This window comes from Ruegeria sp. BC1, from assembly GCF_056539305.1.
Genome location: NZ_JBQFUT010000008.1, coordinates 145,034 through 161,511, shown reverse-complemented (window position 1 = coordinate 161,511; position 16,478 = coordinate 145,034). Strand labels below are relative to the sequence as shown.

Below are 16,478 nucleotides of genomic sequence, written 5' to 3'. Positions count from 1 at the left end.
AAGAGCGCCTCATGATCTCCCGCTCCAACAGAATATGGCATAGCGCAATGCTGCAATTGCAGCAACGGTCAGCTTGTCTCAGGTGCCGTTGCACCAGAATTTTCCGCGCTTAGCTGCCGGTTTGACGGAATTTCTCGTCCTTCCAAGGGGCCGAGACACTAGGTGCGCCGAACAAAAAGCCTTGCAGGCAGTCTACTCCGTTGGCCACCAGAAATTCGGCATCCTCTTTTGTTTCAACCGATTCGGCTGTGACAAGGATTTCAAATTCGCGCGCAACCGCCACCAGCGCCCGGACCAAGGCCTGATTGTCGGGGTTCTTGCTAACCTCGCGCACGAACTGGCCGTCGATCTTGGCCGCGTCGAACAAAAACTCGCGGAAATGACGAAAGCTGAAGTTACTGGTGCCGAAATCATCCAGCGCAAAGGCGACGCCGCGCGGCTGCATTCGGTCCATGAAATCGACCACCAGTTCGGGCACTGTCATCGCCGAGCTTTCCGAGATCTCTAGAATCAACCGCTCACCGACACCGTTGTCTTTCCTGAGAAACCGTTCCAGTATGCGCGAATACCGCGCGTATCCGATCGACCGCGCGGACATGTTAATTGAAAGGCGGATGCCTGGGTTTCGGGTCAAGGTTCGCAACCCCATCTCAAGCGCAATACAGTCCAGTTCCCGCCCGATGGGTGTGTTTTCCAGCTGTGGCATGAATTCCCGCGCGGGAATAACGCGACCGGTTTCGTCCAGGACTCGAATGAACCCTTCATAAAAAGCCACGCTGTGTGGGGTAAGAGCTTGCATTACAGGTTGGAAGGCCAGCTTGCATTGTTTGTGATTCACCGCCTCGGTCGCCATTTGAACCGTTGACGTGTCGCGGGATGAAACTGCAGCGTTCAGTGGGCTGTCGGCGCCTTCGGGCATATCTGCCAGTTTTCTGTCCTGCATATCTTTGCCATTCCCTTCACGCTACCGATCAGGGCTTAACTTCAGGTCAAAGGTATGAATTTGCAGTTAAGACAAGGGAGTTTGATTGGAGTCAGCGGGTGGTATCCAAAGCGCGGCCCAACGTGGTGGCGGCTCCGATCACGGCACCTGCAAAGCCCAGACCCATCATCGCAAAGCCCAGTGTCACGAGGGTGATCGCACCTCCGGCAAGGGCGGTCAGCATCGCCAGCACCAGACCCGACAATCCGATTATGGTGGACAGGTTTGTCAAACGGGTCATATCGGCCTCTGGTTACTTGCTACGTTACACATCCGCAGAATATGGAATGTAAAAATGCGCTTTCAAGGACACCAGGTGCAGGATCGGCGGGATTAAGCCTCTTTTGCCCGTGCATTGGGCGTTTTTGCATCCAAGTGCTCGAATCCGGGCGTTCCACGATCTTCCGGGTGCCGGGCTAAGTGTCTGGCTTTGATCTGTTCCGAGTTCTCGCGGCTGCCGTCATGGCTGTATCCCGGCGGGGCAAAGCAATAGGCCAGTCGTTCGCGCAAGGTCAGCCCCGGCTGGGTCACATCGCGCCAGATGCCGACCCATTCATGGAAGGCAACACGCAGCGGGTTGAACGTCCCGATATTGTGGACCAGCCCGTAATCGACCCGGTCGTCTTCCTGCTCAGGTACGAATGTGCCGAAGAGTTTGTCCCAGATGATGAAGACGCCTGCGTAATTGCAATCCAGATAGCGTGCATTTCGGCCATGATGGGCGCGGTGATGACTGGGGGTGTTCATCACCGCTTCGAACCAGCGGGGCATCTTTCCAATGGCCTCGGTGTGGATCCAGAACTGGTAAATCAGGTTCAGGCCGCCGCAGAACAGCACCATTGCCGGGTGGAACCCCAGCAGGATCAGCGGTGCCCGCACGACCATCATGAAAGTGAAAGTATAGGTCCAGGTCTGCCGCAGTGCCGTGGTCAGATTGTAATGTTGCGAGCTGTGGTGGTTCACGTGACTGGCCCAGACCCAGCGGATGCGGTGGCCGAACCGGTGCACCCAGTAGTACCGCAGGTCGTCCAGCACAAAGCACAGAATGATAACCGGGATTGATGTGCCCAGATTCAGCGGCGTGATCTGCCACAACCACATGAAGAACGCATAGGCGATGAACCCCAGCAGAAACCCCGAAGCGATGTTGCCTGCCCCCATGATCAGTGAGGTCACCGCATCCCTTGTTTCATACCTCCCGCCTTTGCCCTTGACGGCGATCCAGACGAACTCGGCCAAAATGGCGGCGATGAAAAAGGGGACGGCCCACTGCACGGCGTCGGGGAAACTCACTTGGTCGGTCATTCGGGGTCCATCAGATGTTGCCAATGCGGGCGTTCGAAATCGTCGAGGTGGATTATCGCTTTGGGCGTGCCGAAATCGTGGAACTGAACCTCTAAGCCTTCGGAATGCTCCATCCAGTCAAAGTCCAGCAAGTGACGGGCCACGGTATCGGCCCCGAAGGACCACAACAGCCCGTTGCCGGTTTCGGTGCGGATCAGGGCCGAGTGTTTGTCATGCGCAATAGTGACGTCGATGATCACATCGTCTGGCGCATGACGCAGCCATTCTGACCGCGCGCTGTCTGCCGTCAGTTCGCGTATGCGGGACCGTCCCGTCAGGTGCAACATCACCGTAATACCGGCGATACCTCCCACGACCAGGACCAATAGAATTTCAAGCGGCATTCCGTCCTCCCGCCGGCAAAGTGCAAAGCGGTAGTGAGACTGTCAAAGGTAGCGTTGCGTCAACCTGCCTCGAGGGTCTCAAGGATCTCGTGCTGAACGACTCGTTCAACAAATGGCACCAAGCCGTCAGGACCGGAAGTCCGATCTTTGAGGTGGATACAGATATCCGGTCTGCGCGCGGCGATGATGCCGACCAATTCGCCGCGGACCTTATCGTCCAGACCCGCTCCCATGATCGCACAAACGATACGGGGTTCGGCGTCCAGTTGCCGCCGGACTTCTTCTTGATCATGGGCGCCCAGCCATTGAATCGGCATGTGATCCAGTTGTCGCGCCACGTCGCCAATTACATTTGGTAGTTTTCCAATCAACAGAACTACCGGTTTCATTGCACTCTCCCTTCCTTCAGGTTGCACAGGAAAACCAGCCCGTTGGGACCGGTTTCAGTCTAGCACAAAAAGTAAGGGAAAGGCGCGGGGCTTAGGATTTGCCCCCCACTAGCGTTGAGACAATCGCCTTGGCGCTGTCCGAATTCCATTCGGCATCACCGATCAGACGGGCGATTTCGTTGCCATCGGGGTCAAGGATGACTGTGATCGGCAGGGCGATCACGCCCATTTCGCGGGCAACGGCCGATTTGGGGTCCTGATGACGGGGCAGGTTGTCGATCCCGTTCTCTGCGAAGAATTTCTTGATCCCGGCGGGTGAGTTGCGCCCGGTGGCCAGGGTCAGCACCTCGAATTTGTCGCCACCGAATTCTTCCTGCAGCTCGGCAATCTGTGGCATTTCCTTGCGGCAGGGCGCGCACCAGGTGGCCCAGAAGTTCAGCAGCACATATTTGCCCTTGTAGTCATCGAGCGTCGCCGTGCCGCCTTCGTCTTCCAGCTGAAACTCGACCGGAGCGACGGGTTTCGGCTCCTTGTGCAGGATCAGCCGTTTGAGCGTGCCATCCCGCAGCGGCGCCAAGGTTTCCGCATCGGTGGCCAAAGCCGCGTTTGCACCTAGCGCAAGGGCCATATAAAGGGGGATCAAACGAAATAGGCGCATATCAACTCCGGGTTTTCCAACATGACCGATCAATCCTCGAACCAGATGTGGGGCGGCCGCTTTGCCGCCGGTCCAGACGCGATCATGGAGGCGATCAATGCCTCGATCGGGTTCGATCAGCGGATGGCAGCCCAGGACATTGCAGGCTCGCGCGCCCATGCCGCCATGCTCGCGGCCACAGGCGTTATAACTGATAGTGATGCGCAGGCTATTCGGGAAGGGCTGCTCACCGTTTTGTCAGAAATCCAGAACGGAGAATTTCAGTTCTCGACAGCGTTGGAAGACATCCACATGAATGTCGAAGCGCGTCTGAAAGAGGTCATTGGCGAGCCCGCAGGCCGTTTGCACACGGGCCGGTCGCGCAATGATCAGGTTGCGACCGATTTCAAACTGTGGGTCCGCGATCAGCTGGACGCTGCGGAATCCGGTCTTCTGGCCCTGATCCGCGCGCTTTTGGCGCAGGCCGAGGCCGGGGCCGATTGGGTCATGCCCGGTTTCACCCATCTGCAAACGGCACAGCCGGTGACATGGGGGCATCATATGATGGCCTATGTCGAGATGTTTGGGCGTGACCTCAGCCGGGTCCGCGATGCCCGCGCCCGGATGAACGAATCGCCGCTTGGGGCCGCAGCCTTGGCCGGAACGTCTTTCCCAATCGACCGTCAGATGACAGCCGAGGCGCTGGGCTTTGACCGCCCCGCAGCGAACTCGCTGGATGCTGTCAGCGACCGTGATTTCGCGCTGGAATTCCTGTCGACGGCTTCAATCTGTGCCGTGCACCTGTCACGCTTTGCCGAAGAACTGGTGATTTGGTCCTCGGCCCAGTTCCGGTTTGTGACCCTGTCCGACCGGTTCTCGACTGGATCGTCGATCATGCCGCAGAAGAAAAACCCCGACGCGGCCGAGCTGATCCGCGCCAAGGTCGGTCGGATTTACGGTGCGAACACGGCCCTAATGATGGTGATGAAGGGTCTGCCGCTGGCCTACTCGAAGGATATGCAGGAAGACAAGGAGCAGGTCTTTGATGCTGCCGACAATTGGATGCTGGCGCTTGCCGCGATGGAGGGGATGGTCAAGGACATGACCGCCAATCGCGACAGTCTTGCCGCCGCAGCGGGCTCGGGCTTCTCGACCGCCACCGATCTGGCCGACTGGCTGGTGCGGGTGCTGGGTTTGCCCTTCCGCGATGCCCACCATGTAACCGGATCGCTGGTGGCCATGGCCGAAACCAAGGGCTGCGATCTGCCTGATCTGAAATTGGAGGACATGCAATCGGTTCACGGCGATATCACCGATGATGTCTATTCTGTTCTTACCGTCCAAAATTCGGTAAACTCGCGCCAATCCTATGGCGGTACGGCGCCGGATCAGGTGCGTGCCCAGATCAAGCGGTGGAAGGCGCTGGTGTGATGCGGATACTGCGTGTGATGGCGTTGATTTTGGCTGGGGCTGCTTTGGCGGGCTGCGGCGCAGACGGAGAGCCGATACAGCCGACAATGAACGCAAGTATCGGTGTCGGCAGCAGTGGCACCCATATCGGCGGTGGCGTCGGCCTGCAGCGCGGCGGAATGGGAGTTTTTCTCGGTCTGTAACCGAATGGTGATTGCAATTCGCTGAGGCCGCGCCCATCTGTACCGCATGACTGGTCTCGGTGGCCGAAGTACTTAACAAAAGACGATAAAATGAAAATCATCGGCCTGTTTCTGTCCCTAGCCGTTCTGGCGGCCTGCGATCCTTCTTACAAACCCCGCCCTGAACCCGCCGCTGAATCTAGCGGTTCGGGTATTTCGATCTCGGGTTATGGTCGCGTTGGTGTGTCGACCAAGCAATGACGGTACGGCCCGGTACGTATGGAATCCATTGATCCGCCGGGTGCTTTTGGTCTAAGCGCGCAGTCATGGATCACTTTCTCTACCGCGACGGCGCGCTTTACGCCGAGGATGTCCCGATTTCCGAAATCGCTGCCGCGGTCGGAACTCCGTTCTATGTCTATTCAACCGCAACCTTATTACGGCACTTCCAGCTGTTTGATGACGCGCTGGAGGGCACCGACCACCTTGTCTGCTATGCGATGAAGGCGGCCAGCAATCAGGCGATCCTGAAGACCTTGGCGCAGGTGGGCGCGGGGATGGATGTGGTCTCGGGTGGGGAATACATGCGCGCCAAGGCCGCTGGTGTACCCGGCGACAAGATCGTGTTTTCCGGTGTCGGCAAGACCGCTGATGAAATTCGCACGGCGCTAAGCGGCGGTATCCGCCAGTTCAACGTCGAGTCCGAGCCCGAGATGGAAGTGATCAACGCGGTTGCGTTGGAATTGGGCGTGGTCGCGCCCATCACCGTGCGGGTAAACCCCGACGTGGATGCCAAGACCCACGCCAAGATTGCAACCGGCAAGTCCGAAAACAAATTTGGTATCCCAATTGCCCGCGCGTCCGAGGTTTATGCCCACGCCGCTACTCTGCCGGGGCTCGAGGTGATCGGTATCGACGTCCATATCGGTTCGCAACTGACCGAGCTGGAGCCTTTCGAGCTGGCCTATACCAAGGTCGCCGAGTTGACCGAGCAACTGCGCGCCGAGGGCCACAACATCCGCCGTCTTGATCTGGGAGGCGGATTGGGCATTCCCTATACCCGTGCCAATGACGCACCGCCGCTGCCGGTGGAATATGGCGCTCTGATCAAGAAAACGCTGGGCCATCTGGGTTGTGAGATCGAGATTGAGCCAGGCCGCCTGATAGCGGGCAATGCCGGTCTGATGGTCAGCAAGGTGATCTATGTGAAATCCGGTGAGGGCCGCGATTTCCTGATCCTCGATGGGGCCATGAATGACCTGATCCGTCCTGCGATGTATGAGGCGCATCACGATATCGTCGCGGTTCATGAACCCGCACCAGGTGTGGAACAGCAACCCTATGATATCGTAGGACCTGTTTGCGAAACCGGTGATACCTTTGCCAAACAACGCAACATGCCGCCGCTGGCTCCGGGCGATCTGGTCGCCTTCCGTAGCGCCGGGGCCTATGGCGCGGTGATGGCCAGCGAATACAACACCCGCCCCCTAATCCCTGAGGTTTTGGTGAATGGGGATCAATTTGCAGTTATTCGTGAACGCCCGAGCTTTGACGAAATCATAAACCGCGATACCATACCTGAGTGGCTCTGACGCGATAACCGCGCGGGCCTGTTCAGGAGGCCCGCCTTGACCGCAAGACCGACCCTGCCGATCCCAAGATTATCCCTGTGGCTGACGCATGCAGGGATGCTGGCCGAGCAGGCTTTGCGCGCATTCTGGCCGTTTTTCTCGATTTTCATGGCGATTCTGGCCGTTTTGATGCTTGGATTGCAGGATTACGTGCGGGTTGAAATTGTCTGGATGACCGGCGTAGGGGCGTTGATCGGGCTGGTCGCTGCCCTGGTGTGGGGTATCCGGCGATTCCATCTGCCCCGCCGGGCCGAGGCGTTGATGCGCCTAGACGAATCCCTACCTGGACGTCCGATTCAGGCGCTGATGGATGATCAGGCCATTGGGGCGATGGATGCGGATTCAGTCGCGCTCTGGCGCGCGCATCAGGCGCGAATGGCGCAGCGTGCGGCGCAGGCAGAAGCGGTGAAGCCCGATTTGCGGCTGGCTGACCGCGATCCGTATGCCTTGCGCTATTCGGCGCTGTTGGCGTTGGTCATTGCCGCGCTGTTCGGATCGTTCTGGCGCATTGGCTCGGTGGCCGAGATGACACCGGGGACAGCCGTAGCCGGACAAGGACCAAGCTGGGAGGGTTGGGTGGAACCACCCCGCTATACCGGCTTGCCGACCCTGTATCTGGCTGATCAGACAGATTCGACCCTGTCGGTGCCGCAAGGCAGCCGCATCACCCTGCGTTTTTATGGTGAGGTTGGGGCGCATACCCTGACAGAGACAACGACGCCTTTGGGCACTGAGGGCGCGACCGAACCGGAACAGGATTTTATTGCCGACCGTTCGGGACAATTGACGATTGCAGGCCCCTCGGGCCGGGATTGGTCGTTGAAGGTGATTGCGGATGCACACCCGCAAATCGCCGTGACCGCAGGTGCAGAGGCCGAGGCCGGCGGGCATATGAAACTACCCTTTGCGGCCAGCGACGATTACGGGATCGTTTCCGGGACGGCTCTGATCCAGTTGGATCTGCCGTCGGTAGACCGACGTTATGGCTTGACCACTGCGCCCGAACCGCGTGAGGTGATCGAGGTTGAATTGCCGCTGCCAATCACTGGTGACCGAGCCGATTTCACCGAGGATCTGATCGAAGATTTCTCACAGCACCCTTGGGCGCATTTGCCGGTGACAATAACACTGACCGCGCGGGATGCGGCCGATCAGGAAAGCCAATCCGAACCCTTCATGACTGAATTGCCCGCCCGCCGGTTCTTTGATCCGCTGGCGGCTGCGGTGATTGAACAGCGGCGTGATTTGCTCTGGGCACGCGATAATGCGACGCGGGTGGCACAGCTGCTGCGCGCGGTGTCGCATTTGCCCGAAGGATTCTTCCGATCGGACACGGCTTATCTGCGTCTGCGCGTCACTCTGCGCCGGCTCGAGACGTTTAACGAATTTGGCCTGAAGCCCCAACAACAGGAAGAGATCGCACAGGCCTTGTGGGACCTGGCGATTCTTATCGAAGAAGGCACGCTTGCCGACGCGTTGGAACGGATGCGTCGGGCGCAGGAGCGCCTGACCGAGGCGATGAAGAACGGGGCCACCGATGAGGAGATCGCCGAACTAATGCAGGAACTGCGCGAAGCCACGCAGGACTACATGCGTCAGCTTCAGCGGCTGGCACAGGAAAATGGTGAGTTTGACCAGAACCAGCAGGGCCAGAACGGCGAATCCCTGCAGATGACGCAGGACGACCTGCAACGCATGATGGATCGCATTCAGGAACTGATGGAGCAGGGCCGTATGGCCGAGGCGCAGCAGGCGCTGGAAGAGTTCCAGAGGATGATGGAAAACATGCGCGTCACACAAGGGCAGGGTCAGGGGCAGCAGTCCGAGGGCCAGCAGGCCATGGAAGGGCTGGCTGAAACCTTGCGGGAACAGCAGGGCCTTAGTGATCAGGCCTTCCGGGATTTGCAGGAACAATTCAACCCCGATGCGCAGGCGGGCGAAAGCCAGGGTAACGAGGGCCGCTCGGGAGGACAGGGTCGCGGACAGAGCCACGAAGGACAGGGCGGACGGAGTCAGGGGTCAGATCAAGCGGACGGCGGCCAGCAAGGTCAGGGTTCACTGGCCGATCGACAGCAAGCCTTGCGGGACGAGTTGGGCCGCCAGCAGCAAAATCTACCCGGTGCCGGAACACCCGAAGGAGAGGCGGCGCGCGATGCACTTGGCAGAGCCGGGCGCGCGATGGATGACGCCGAACAAGCGCTGCGCAATGACGATCTTGCTGATGCCATCGACAGCCAGTCCGAGGCAATGGAAGCCCTGCGCGAAGGGATGCGCTCGTTGGGTGAAGCGCTAGCGCAGAACCAGCAGAACCAGCCGGGTCAGGGTACGCAGGACGGTGATATGCAGGCCAACAGTCGTGACCCGCTGGGCCGCAGCCCCGGAGCGAATGGCTCAATCTCGACCGACGAGAATCTTTTGCAGGGCGAAGACGTCTATCGCCGCGCGCGCGAGTTGCTGGACGAAATCCGCCGCCGCACCGGTGAAACGGATCGCCCTCAGATCGAACTGGAATACCTCAAGCGGTTGCTCGAGCGGTTCTAGGCTGTATTGCCCTGCTTCATTCAGTTCTGTGCCGCACCTGCGGTCTGCGCTTCAAGCCACAGTCGCGCCTGATCCACTAGAGACACATAAGGCTTGAGGATCGGCTCAGCCTGCGGCACGGCTTCGCTGATTTGCTGGGCATTACCGTAGACCAGCAACAGGATGACTCCGACAATCAGTATCAGCGCGAACCCACGCACGAACCCCCCGCGCGACTTCTGCGGCTGCGGCTCGGCAGTGTCTGGGTTCGCTGGGGCGTCGTCGTTGCGCAGACTGGAATTGATCGCCTCAACATCCGGCAGGGCATCTTTCTGACCCGCGTCTGACGCGGTTTCGGTTGCAGTCAGTTCTTTGATCGCCCGCTCTGGGTCGGGTTCCAGGGGGGCGTCCAGCGCCAGATCGGGCTGCGTTTCAAGGCCGCCGCTTTCCTGCGCGCGCAGTTCAGATTCGCGGGCAGCTTCTTCTTTGAGAATACTGGCAACTGCCGGGTCGATGGCCCCGGTTGCAGCAGGTTCGGTTGCCTCAGCCGGTTGCGGCTCGCGCTTCGGTTCTTCCGTTGCGGCGACAGGTGTGGGCGCTTCCCGAGCTGGTTCAGGTTCGGCTGGCACGTCCTCGGCAGCGGGGGCCTCCGCCACAGGGGTAGGTTGATCTGGGTGTTTGGCCTGAAACCAGGTTTTCTCACAGTTTGAGCATTGGACGTCGCGGCCTTCCTCTGGGATGACCTCGTCTGGAACCTCATATTGGGCACTGCAATTGGGACAAGTAAGACGCATGCTGCCTCCCGGTCGGAAATTCGACCTGATAGTAGTTTTTTTAGGAATGGTATTCCGTTAAGACCTGACAGAAAAGGGTGTTTTCGGTATCGCGGCATAAGTGTCACCAATTCGACCCGGTGCAGGCATTGAAACCATGACAGCGCTCGGGCAAGAAGAGCGTCAACTAAAACGGGGGCCCCTGTGATCGAGCTGGAAAACGTCAGCCATACCTATGGCGATGGAGAATTGCTGAGCGATGTGTCGCTACAATTGCAGCCGGGTTCGTTCCATTTTCTGACCGGCCCGTCCGGTGCCGGCAAGACCACGTTGCTGAAACTGTGCTACGGCGCGTTGCTGCCGACGTCTGGGCGGTTGATCGCTTTTGAGCAGGACGTTGCCAATCTGGACCGGGACCAGATGGCCCTTTTACGCCGCCGGATCGGAGTCGTACATCAGGATTGCCGGTTTCTGGATCACATGACAGTTGCAGAGAACGTGGCGCTGCCACTGATGGTTTCGGGCCGAGGCGAAGCGGCCCAGCAAGAGGATCTGAGCGAGTTGTTGGGCTGGGTCGGTCTGGGCACTCGGCTGGATGCTCACCCACCGGAATTGTCGGGGGGCGAGCGGCAGCGTGCCGCGCTGGCCCGCGCAGTGATCCTGTCGCCGGATGTGGTGCTGGCGGACGAGCCCACCGGCAATGTGGACTGGGACATGTCTCAGCGCCTGCTGCGCCTTCTGGTGGAACTGAACAGAATGGGCAAAACCGTGCTGATCGCCACCCACGACCTAAGCCTGATCCGCGCAGCCAAAAGTCAGGTGCAGGCCCGCGTTCTTCGTATCTCGCAGCGGCAAATCCAGTTGGCGGGGGCAGATCTATGATCAGCGACGCTATTCGAAACCTGCTTCAACGCGATGCGCGTGCCGACCGGGTCGTGCCGCCCACCGGCTATACCGCGCATTTGACTCTGTTCGTCTCCGGCGCGATGGCGTTTCTGGCCGTGTTCGCACTTGCGCTGTCGATGGCTTCGGGGCGGTTGGCCGACCGATGGGCGAGCGAACTGGCTGGGGCTGCTACGTTGCGCATCAGTGCTCCTGCCGATCAGCTTGCAGGACAGACCGAAGCAGCCCTGACTGTGCTGAGCCAAACTCCGGGCGTCGCCTCGGCTCGCGCACTGACAACCGAGGAGCAGGCGGCGCTGCTTTCCCCCTGGTTCGGGCCTGATCTGCCGTTTGATACACTGCCGATCCCGCGATTGATCGAAATTGTCGAAGGCGAACCCGGTCTGGATACCGCTGGCCTTCGCCTGCGTCTGGGGGCCGAAGTGCCGGGTGCAGTGCTGGACGATCACACCCGTTGGCGCGAGCCGCTGGTTGATGCTGCGGTTTCATTGCGGCGTCTGGGCTGGGTTTCGATCATGCTAATTGGGGGGGCAACGGCGGCGATGATAACACTAGCCGCAAACGCGTCACTGGCTGCCAACGCGCAGATCATCGAGGTTCTGCGTCTGGTCGGTGCCCGTGACCGTTTTATCGCCAATGCCTTTGTCCGTCGCTTTACCTATCGGGCGTTCTTTGGGGCGGTCGTCGGGGTTTTGCTTGGTATGACAGGTGTACTTCTGCTGCCCGAAGCTTCGGACGAGGGTGGATTTCTGACGGGTCTCGGATTTCAGGGGGTGGGTTGGCTGCTGCCGGCGGTGATCCCGGTTCTGGGTGCGGCTGTTGCCTTTCTGGCCACATGGTCCGCCGCCGCCCGCAAGCTAAAGGAGCTTTCCTGATGGGTGCCGCGTTTCAATGGGTTCGCTCGCTATTGTTCATGATCGTCATTTATGCGTGGATGCTGATCCTCGGAATCGTGTTTCTGCCTTACGCGCTGGTTTCCAAAGGTGGCGCGCTGAAGGCGTGCAAGGCCTATGCACGCAGCACTATGTGGCTTGCCCGCTGGATGGTTGGTATCCGGTGTGAGGTGCGCGGAACCGTCCCCACCGGAGAGGTGGTGGTTGGTGCCAAACACCAGTCATTTCTGGACATCATCATGATTTTCGCTGCTGTTCCGCATGGCAAATTTATCATGAAACGCGAACTGCTGTGGACTCCGGTCATCGGGATGTATGCCCGAAGGCTTGGGTGCATTCCGGTTAATCGCGGCAAAAAGGGTGCCGCGGTCGCCAAGATGGTCAAGGACGTTGCAAAGGAATTCAGTGAGCCCGGCCAGCTGGTAATCTACCCGCAGGGCACGCGGGTGGCACCAGGAGCGCAGAAACCCTACAAGGTGGGAACCGCCATTTTGTACGAAGGCCTGGGATTTCCCTGCACCCCCGTGGCAACCAACGCAGGTGTTTTCTGGCCGCGAACCGGAGTTTTGCGCAAGCCGGGACTGGCAATTGTCGATTTTTTGGATCCGATCGAAACCGGGCTTGGGCGGGACGAGTTTTTAGGGCGGCTGGAAACGGCCATCGAAACGCGCTCCAATGCGTTGATGAAAGAAGTGGGGTTTGATCCGGATGGAGTTCATTGACGATCTCAGCACGCTCGAAGAGCACTACGGCACCCCTGGCGCGCCAGCGCTGCGAAAGGTGGCACAGGGGCTGACGCCGCTCTATCGCAAATGGATTATGGCCTCACGCCTCTGCATCCTCAGTACTGTAGGCCCCGAAGGTGTAGATGGCAGTCCCCGCGGTGACGACGGCCCGGTGGTGATGGAGCTTGATCCGAACACGCTGGCCATGCCCGATTGGCGCGGTAACAACCGGCTGGACAGTCTGCGCAACATTGTTCGCGATCCGCGCGTGTCGCTGCTGTTCATCGTACCTGGGTCGAACACGGTCGTACGCCTGAACGGTTTGGCTCGCCTGACAGCGGACCATGGGTTGCGCGCCCGTTTTGAAAAGCGGGGCAAACGCCCGGCCACAGTCATCGTGATCGAAATCGCGGAAATCTATACTCAGTGCGCTCGCGCCCTTATGCGGGCCCGAACCTGGACCTGTGGGGATGAGAGCGCCGACTTGCCCTCGGCTGGGGCCATTCTGGCCGAGATGACCAAAGGCGAAGAAGGCGGCGCACACTATGACCAGGAATGGGGTGCGCGCGCCGCCAAGACGATGTGGTAGGCCTGTGTCCGATCAGGCCGGTTTGGCTACCATTGCGTGAAGCATCGCTTTGACTTCATCGACATTGATCGACAATCCCTGAGCAAGTTTCTGAACAAAGGCCCGTTCACTCTGATCCATATGCCCATCGGCGCCAACGACCATCAGCGTGGCCTGCATGACCATCCGTCTCTGATCTGCAGTCAAACCCCGGCTGAACGCCGCGAACTGTGCGTCTGTCGGCTTGGCCTCGGCCATCTCAAACATGCGTCGAATGCGGGCCTCGTGAAAAGTGGTGCCCGTAATCTTTTTGGCGATGTCGGCCATCATGGCAACCTCTGCATCGTCCAGCTTGCCGTCCGCCTTTGCTGCGTGGCACATGGCATCCATCACCTGCAACGCCGCCGGCGGCAGCGAACCCATCTCCGCATGACGTTTCGACTTTCGTGCCGAGCGGCCAGCGGTCTTGATCCCGGCGATGGCCAGCAGGATCGCGATCGCGCCCAGACCTAAGCCATCCCTGATTCTGAAAGGGATGTACGTTTTGCAAGGACAATGTGTTGAGTTGTCCACAATTCGCCATCGAATTGTCACGAGGGTAGACAATTAAAAGGGCAGCAATACGATACCGAAAAAAATCGAGGCCTCGATGCAGCAGTTACATTCGATTTGGAACGCTTTTATTGACCACGCGCAGAACGTGCTCATGTTGCCCTTTGATCCGTCCTTTCGCATCTACCATGTCTATTTGGTCAGTTCGATCGCAATTGCTTTCTGGATTTATAGGGTCAAACGGAAAAATGCGTCCGAGGTTTACGGCGAGAAAAGCTTTCTTGGGTTTTTGTTTCCGAAAAAAGTGTGGCAGCACCCGTCAGCCTGGCTTGATGTCCGCTATTTCTTTTTTCACAAACTGATCGGGCATTTCTTGATCCTGGGTCTATTTGGCGGTGCAGCTGCACTGGGATATCAGCTTACGATGGGTGGACTTAGGGGGGATGAAGCCGCCGCCACCAAGCCACTTGTGGGCTGGCTGGGTGTAGTCGTAACCCTTGCCTACATGTTCGCATATTTTCTGGTTATGGATTTTCTGGGTTTCTATATCCACTACCTTCAGCACAAGGTTCCGCTGCTGTGGCAGTTCCACAAAGTGCATCACAGTGCCGAAGTCATGCATCCCATGTCGAACTTTCGCGAACACCCGATCGACAACATTGTTTACAATGCCCTCATTGGGTTTGGCGCTGGAGCGGTCACGGGTTTTACGTTCCGAATTGTTGGTTACACACCTAATATCCCGGTTCTTCTGGGTGTGCCGTTGCTGATGTTTTTGTTCAACTTCGTAGGCTACAACCTACGACATTCCCATATCTGGCTGCGGTGGCCCGGTGTGTGGTCAAAGGTCTTTCCGTCGCCAGCGCATCACCATGTGCATCACAGTTGCCATCCGGACCATCTGGACAAGAACTTTGCCTTTATGTTTCCGCTATGGGACGTGATTTTCGGCACCTATTTGATGCCCGAGGATAACAGAGACGTTAAGTTCGGCGTTACCGAAAAAGACCGGGGGCACGAACTCGATACGTGTATGAAATTGTACTTTGTCCCATTCAGGGATGCGTGGCGTCTGTTCCGGCCTGAACGACCTTCGCCCGGGGAGGTACAGCCGCCCCCACAAATGAGCAATGAACCAGCAGAATAGGTTCCAATCAGATCGGCCCGGCGAAAGCCGGGCCGATCTGTTTCATGCATTAGCTGTGAATGGGTCCATCGCCGCAGGCCAGCGCGGCCTCACGCACAGCCTCGGAATAGGTCGGGTGGGCATGACAGGTCAGGGCCAGATCCTCGGCCGAGGCCCCGAATTCCATTGCAACACAGACCTCATGGATCAGATCACCTGCGGCTGGGCCGATGATATGTGCGCCCAGAATACGGTCGGTGTCTTTGTCGGCCAGAATTTTGACGAACCCGTCGGCAGCAAAATTTGCCTTGGCTCGGCCATTGCCCATGAACATGAACTTCCCGACCTTGTAGGCGCGGCCTTGCTCTTTCAGCGTTGCTTCGGTTTCACCCACGTTGGCAACCTCGGGCCACGTGTAGATGACACCCGGGATAACGCCATAGTTCACATGGCCATGTTTGCCAGCGACCTGTTCGGCGGCGGCCATGCCCTCATCCTCGGCCTTGTGGGCCAGCATCGGGCCTTCGGTGACATCGCCGATGGCGTAAATACCCGGCACGTTGGTCTGCCAGTCACTGCCGACCTTGATCTGACCGCGCGGCGTCATTTCGACCCCCAGCGCCTCCAGCCCCAGACCGTCCGAGAACGGCTTGCGTCCGGTGGCCACCAGTACAGTATCGGCATCGATCACATGCTCGCTGTCATCTTTCAGCAGTTTGTATGTCACCTTGGCCTTGGTCTTGGTGGCTTCGGTCTTTTGCACCGCTGCCCCCATTACAAACTTCAGGCCCTGTTTCTTGAGGATGCGCTGGAAGGTTTTCTGCACCTCGGGGTCCATGCCCGGCGTGATTTCCTTGAGGAATTCGATCACCGTTACCTCGGCACCCAGGCGGCTGTAGACCGAGCCCAGTTCCAGCCCGATCACACCGGCCCCGATCACCACCATCTTCTTGGGTATCTTGCCCAGAGACAGCGCACCGGTCGAGGTCACAACAACCTTTTCATCGACTTCAACACCAGGCAGTGATGACGGCTCGGAGCCCGAGGCGATGATGATGTTCTTGGCCTCATGCACTTCATCGCCGACCTTGACCTGACCGGCGGCGGGGATCGAACCCCAACCTTTCAGCCAATCGATCTTGTTCTTTTTGAACAGGAACTCGATGCCTTTCGTGTTGCCGTCGATCACCTCGTCCTTATAGGCCTGCATCTGCTTCCAATCGACCGAGGGGCTTTTGCCCTTCAGGCCCATTTTGACAAAGTTATGCTCGGCCTCATGCAACTGGTGGCTGGCATGCAGCAGTGCCTTGGATGGGATACAGCCCACGTTCAGGCAAGTGCCGCCCAGCGTATCACGCCCTTCGACCACAGCCGTTTTCAGCCCCAGCTGGGCGCAGCGGATCGCACAGACATACCCGCCGGGACCGGCGCCGATTACGATGACGTCATAATTTGCCATTTCTTTCTCCTAAAACCCGAGGAGTTAATTTTGAAATTGG

Annotated in this window: 19 protein-coding genes; 10 read left to right on the top strand and 9 right to left on the bottom strand. The window is 58.7% G+C overall.

Annotated elements, in window-relative coordinates; translation table 11 throughout:
* Nucleotides 1–109: 109 nt before the first annotated feature.
* From ACR0IY_RS17065 to ACR0IY_RS17040, 6 genes are all read right to left on the bottom strand, one after another.
* Complete coding sequence (locus ACR0IY_RS17065; RefSeq protein WP_480675383.1) at nucleotides 110–943, bottom strand: EAL domain-containing protein; 834 nt, start codon at nucleotides 941–943, stop codon at nucleotides 110–112.
* 91 nt (nucleotides 944–1,034) lie between these two features.
* The gene (locus tag ACR0IY_RS17060; protein ID WP_480675381.1) at nucleotides 1,035–1,223 is read right to left on the bottom strand and encodes a hypothetical protein; all 189 of its coding nucleotides are present in this window, start codon (nucleotides 1,221–1,223) and stop codon (nucleotides 1,035–1,037) included.
* 92 nt (nucleotides 1,224–1,315) lie between these two features.
* On the bottom strand, nucleotides 1,316–2,287 hold the full coding sequence (locus ACR0IY_RS17055; RefSeq protein ID WP_480675379.1) for a sterol desaturase family protein: 972 nt from the start codon (nucleotides 2,285–2,287) through the stop codon (nucleotides 1,316–1,318).
* Nucleotides 2,284–2,670 (bottom strand): hypothetical protein, encoded by a 387-nt coding sequence (locus ACR0IY_RS17050; RefSeq protein ID WP_480675377.1) that lies wholly within the window; start codon nucleotides 2,668–2,670, stop codon nucleotides 2,284–2,286. Before ACR0IY_RS17050 ends, ACR0IY_RS17055 begins: the two co-directional genes overlap by 4 nt.
* A gap of 59 nt (nucleotides 2,671–2,729) precedes the next feature.
* Nucleotides 2,730–3,059, bottom strand: coding sequence for a hypothetical protein (locus tag ACR0IY_RS17045; RefSeq protein ID WP_480675375.1), 330 nt, complete (start codon nucleotides 3,057–3,059; stop codon nucleotides 2,730–2,732).
* Between the two features lie 91 nt (nucleotides 3,060–3,150).
* Nucleotides 3,151–3,717: a TlpA disulfide reductase family protein gene (locus tag ACR0IY_RS17040; RefSeq protein WP_480675373.1), complete on the bottom strand. Its 567-nt coding sequence runs from the start codon at nucleotides 3,715–3,717 to the stop codon at nucleotides 3,151–3,153.
* Nucleotides 3,718–3,738: 21 nt separating this feature from the next.
* Between ACR0IY_RS17040 and argH the strand changes: the two genes are divergently transcribed.
* From argH to ACR0IY_RS17015, 5 genes are all read left to right on the top strand, one after another.
* The gene (gene argH / locus ACR0IY_RS17035) at nucleotides 3,739–5,127 is read left to right on the top strand and encodes an argininosuccinate lyase (protein ID WP_480675371.1); all 1,389 of its coding nucleotides are present in this window, start codon (nucleotides 3,739–3,741) and stop codon (nucleotides 5,125–5,127) included.
* Nucleotides 5,127–5,309, top strand: a complete 183-nt coding sequence (locus ACR0IY_RS17030) for an argininosuccinate lyase (RefSeq protein ID WP_480675369.1) — start codon at nucleotides 5,127–5,129, stop codon at nucleotides 5,307–5,309. Before argH ends, ACR0IY_RS17030 begins: the two co-directional genes overlap by 1 nt.
* A gap of 90 nt (nucleotides 5,310–5,399) precedes the next feature.
* Nucleotides 5,400–5,549 (top strand): hypothetical protein, encoded by a 150-nt coding sequence (locus tag ACR0IY_RS17025; protein ID WP_480675367.1) that lies wholly within the window; start codon nucleotides 5,400–5,402, stop codon nucleotides 5,547–5,549.
* 65 nt (nucleotides 5,550–5,614) lie between these two features.
* Nucleotides 5,615–6,880 carry a diaminopimelate decarboxylase gene (gene lysA, locus ACR0IY_RS17020; RefSeq protein WP_480675365.1) on the top strand — a complete coding sequence of 422 codons (1,266 nt, stop codon included), beginning with the start codon at nucleotides 5,615–5,617 and terminating at the stop codon, nucleotides 6,878–6,880.
* A 36-nt stretch (nucleotides 6,881–6,916) separates the two neighbouring features.
* Nucleotides 6,917–9,460 carry a TIGR02302 family protein gene (locus ACR0IY_RS17015; protein ID WP_480675363.1) on the top strand — a complete coding sequence of 848 codons (2,544 nt, stop codon included), beginning with the start codon at nucleotides 6,917–6,919 and terminating at the stop codon, nucleotides 9,458–9,460.
* Between the two features lie 20 nt (nucleotides 9,461–9,480).
* On the opposite strand, the gene ACR0IY_RS17010 is transcribed toward ACR0IY_RS17015, so the two are convergent.
* The gene (locus ACR0IY_RS17010; protein ID WP_480675361.1) at nucleotides 9,481–10,233 is read right to left on the bottom strand and encodes a zinc-ribbon domain-containing protein; all 753 of its coding nucleotides are present in this window, start codon (nucleotides 10,231–10,233) and stop codon (nucleotides 9,481–9,483) included.
* A 183-nt stretch (nucleotides 10,234–10,416) separates the two neighbouring features.
* Here ACR0IY_RS17010 and ACR0IY_RS17005 point away from each other — a divergent pair, with 183 nt between their 5' ends.
* The 4 genes from ACR0IY_RS17005 to ACR0IY_RS16990 are packed head-to-tail and all read left to right on the top strand — an operon-like array spanning nucleotide 10,417 to nucleotide 13,322.
* Nucleotides 10,417–11,094 carry a cell division ATP-binding protein FtsE gene (locus ACR0IY_RS17005; protein WP_480675359.1) on the top strand — a complete coding sequence of 226 codons (678 nt, stop codon included), beginning with the start codon at nucleotides 10,417–10,419 and terminating at the stop codon, nucleotides 11,092–11,094.
* The gene (locus tag ACR0IY_RS17000; protein ID WP_480675357.1) at nucleotides 11,091–11,990 is read left to right on the top strand and encodes a cell division protein FtsX; all 900 of its coding nucleotides are present in this window, start codon (nucleotides 11,091–11,093) and stop codon (nucleotides 11,988–11,990) included. Before ACR0IY_RS17005 ends, ACR0IY_RS17000 begins: the two co-directional genes overlap by 4 nt.
* On the top strand, nucleotides 11,990–12,730 hold the full coding sequence (locus tag ACR0IY_RS16995; protein WP_480675355.1) for a lysophospholipid acyltransferase family protein: 741 nt from the start codon (nucleotides 11,990–11,992) through the stop codon (nucleotides 12,728–12,730). The genes ACR0IY_RS17000 and ACR0IY_RS16995 overlap by 1 nt, the downstream gene beginning before the upstream one ends.
* Nucleotides 12,717–13,322, top strand: coding sequence for a pyridoxamine 5'-phosphate oxidase family protein (locus ACR0IY_RS16990; protein WP_480675353.1), 606 nt, complete (start codon nucleotides 12,717–12,719; stop codon nucleotides 13,320–13,322). Before ACR0IY_RS16995 ends, ACR0IY_RS16990 begins: the two co-directional genes overlap by 14 nt.
* A gap of 12 nt (nucleotides 13,323–13,334) precedes the next feature.
* Here ACR0IY_RS16990 and ACR0IY_RS16985 read toward each other — a convergent pair whose 3' ends face one another.
* Entirely contained in the window at nucleotides 13,335–13,874 is a 540-nt protein-coding gene (locus ACR0IY_RS16985; RefSeq protein WP_480675351.1) for a tellurite resistance TerB family protein, read from the bottom strand.
* A gap of 76 nt (nucleotides 13,875–13,950) precedes the next feature.
* Here ACR0IY_RS16985 and ACR0IY_RS16980 point away from each other — a divergent pair, with 76 nt between their 5' ends.
* The gene (locus ACR0IY_RS16980; protein WP_480675349.1) at nucleotides 13,951–15,000 is read left to right on the top strand and encodes a sterol desaturase family protein; all 1,050 of its coding nucleotides are present in this window, start codon (nucleotides 13,951–13,953) and stop codon (nucleotides 14,998–15,000) included.
* 49 nt (nucleotides 15,001–15,049) lie between these two features.
* Here the strand turns inward: ACR0IY_RS16980 and lpdA are convergent, their stop codons facing one another.
* Nucleotides 15,050–16,438: a dihydrolipoyl dehydrogenase gene (gene lpdA, locus ACR0IY_RS16975; RefSeq protein ID WP_480675347.1), complete on the bottom strand. Its 1,389-nt coding sequence runs from the start codon at nucleotides 16,436–16,438 to the stop codon at nucleotides 15,050–15,052.
* Nucleotides 16,439–16,478 lie beyond the last annotated feature (40 nt).

Bases quoted from the DNA above. Each gene is read 5' to 3' on its own strand.
- ACR0IY_RS17040 (WP_480675373.1), bottom strand. From the start codon at position 3,717: ATGCGCCTATTTCGTTTGATCCCCCTTTATATGGCCCTTGCGCTAGGT.
- ACR0IY_RS17030 (WP_480675369.1), top strand. From the start codon at position 5,127: ATGCGGATACTGCGTGTGATGGCGTTGATTTTGGCTGGGGCTGCTTTG.
- ACR0IY_RS16980 (WP_480675349.1), top strand. From the start codon at position 13,951: ATGCAGCAGTTACATTCGATTTGGAACGCTTTTATTGACCACGCGCAG.
- ACR0IY_RS17050 (WP_480675377.1), bottom strand. From the start codon at position 2,670: ATGCCGCTTGAAATTCTATTGGTCCTGGTCGTGGGAGGTATCGCCGGT.
- ACR0IY_RS17045 (WP_480675375.1), bottom strand. From the start codon at position 3,059: ATGAAACCGGTAGTTCTGTTGATTGGAAAACTACCAAATGTAATTGGC.
- ACR0IY_RS17060 (WP_480675381.1), bottom strand. From the start codon at position 1,223: ATGACCCGTTTGACAAACCTGTCCACCATAATCGGATTGTCGGGTCTG.
- ACR0IY_RS17065 (WP_480675383.1), bottom strand. From the start codon at position 943: ATGCAGGACAGAAAACTGGCAGATATGCCCGAAGGCGCCGACAGCCCA.
- lysA (WP_480675365.1), top strand. From the start codon at position 5,615: ATGGATCACTTTCTCTACCGCGACGGCGCGCTTTACGCCGAGGATGTC.
- ACR0IY_RS17010 (WP_480675361.1), bottom strand. From the start codon at position 10,233: ATGCGTCTTACTTGTCCCAATTGCAGTGCCCAATATGAGGTTCCAGAC.
- ACR0IY_RS17000 (WP_480675357.1), top strand. From the start codon at position 11,091: ATGATCAGCGACGCTATTCGAAACCTGCTTCAACGCGATGCGCGTGCC.
- ACR0IY_RS16995 (WP_480675355.1), top strand. From the start codon at position 11,990: ATGGGTGCCGCGTTTCAATGGGTTCGCTCGCTATTGTTCATGATCGTC.
- lpdA (WP_480675347.1), bottom strand. From the start codon at position 16,438: ATGGCAAATTATGACGTCATCGTAATCGGCGCCGGTCCCGGCGGGTAT.
- argH (WP_480675371.1), top strand. From the start codon at position 3,739: ATGACCGATCAATCCTCGAACCAGATGTGGGGCGGCCGCTTTGCCGCC.
- ACR0IY_RS16990 (WP_480675353.1), top strand. From the start codon at position 12,717: ATGGAGTTCATTGACGATCTCAGCACGCTCGAAGAGCACTACGGCACC.
- ACR0IY_RS17025 (WP_480675367.1), top strand. From the start codon at position 5,400: ATGAAAATCATCGGCCTGTTTCTGTCCCTAGCCGTTCTGGCGGCCTGC.
- ACR0IY_RS17055 (WP_480675379.1), bottom strand. From the start codon at position 2,287: ATGACCGACCAAGTGAGTTTCCCCGACGCCGTGCAGTGGGCCGTCCCC.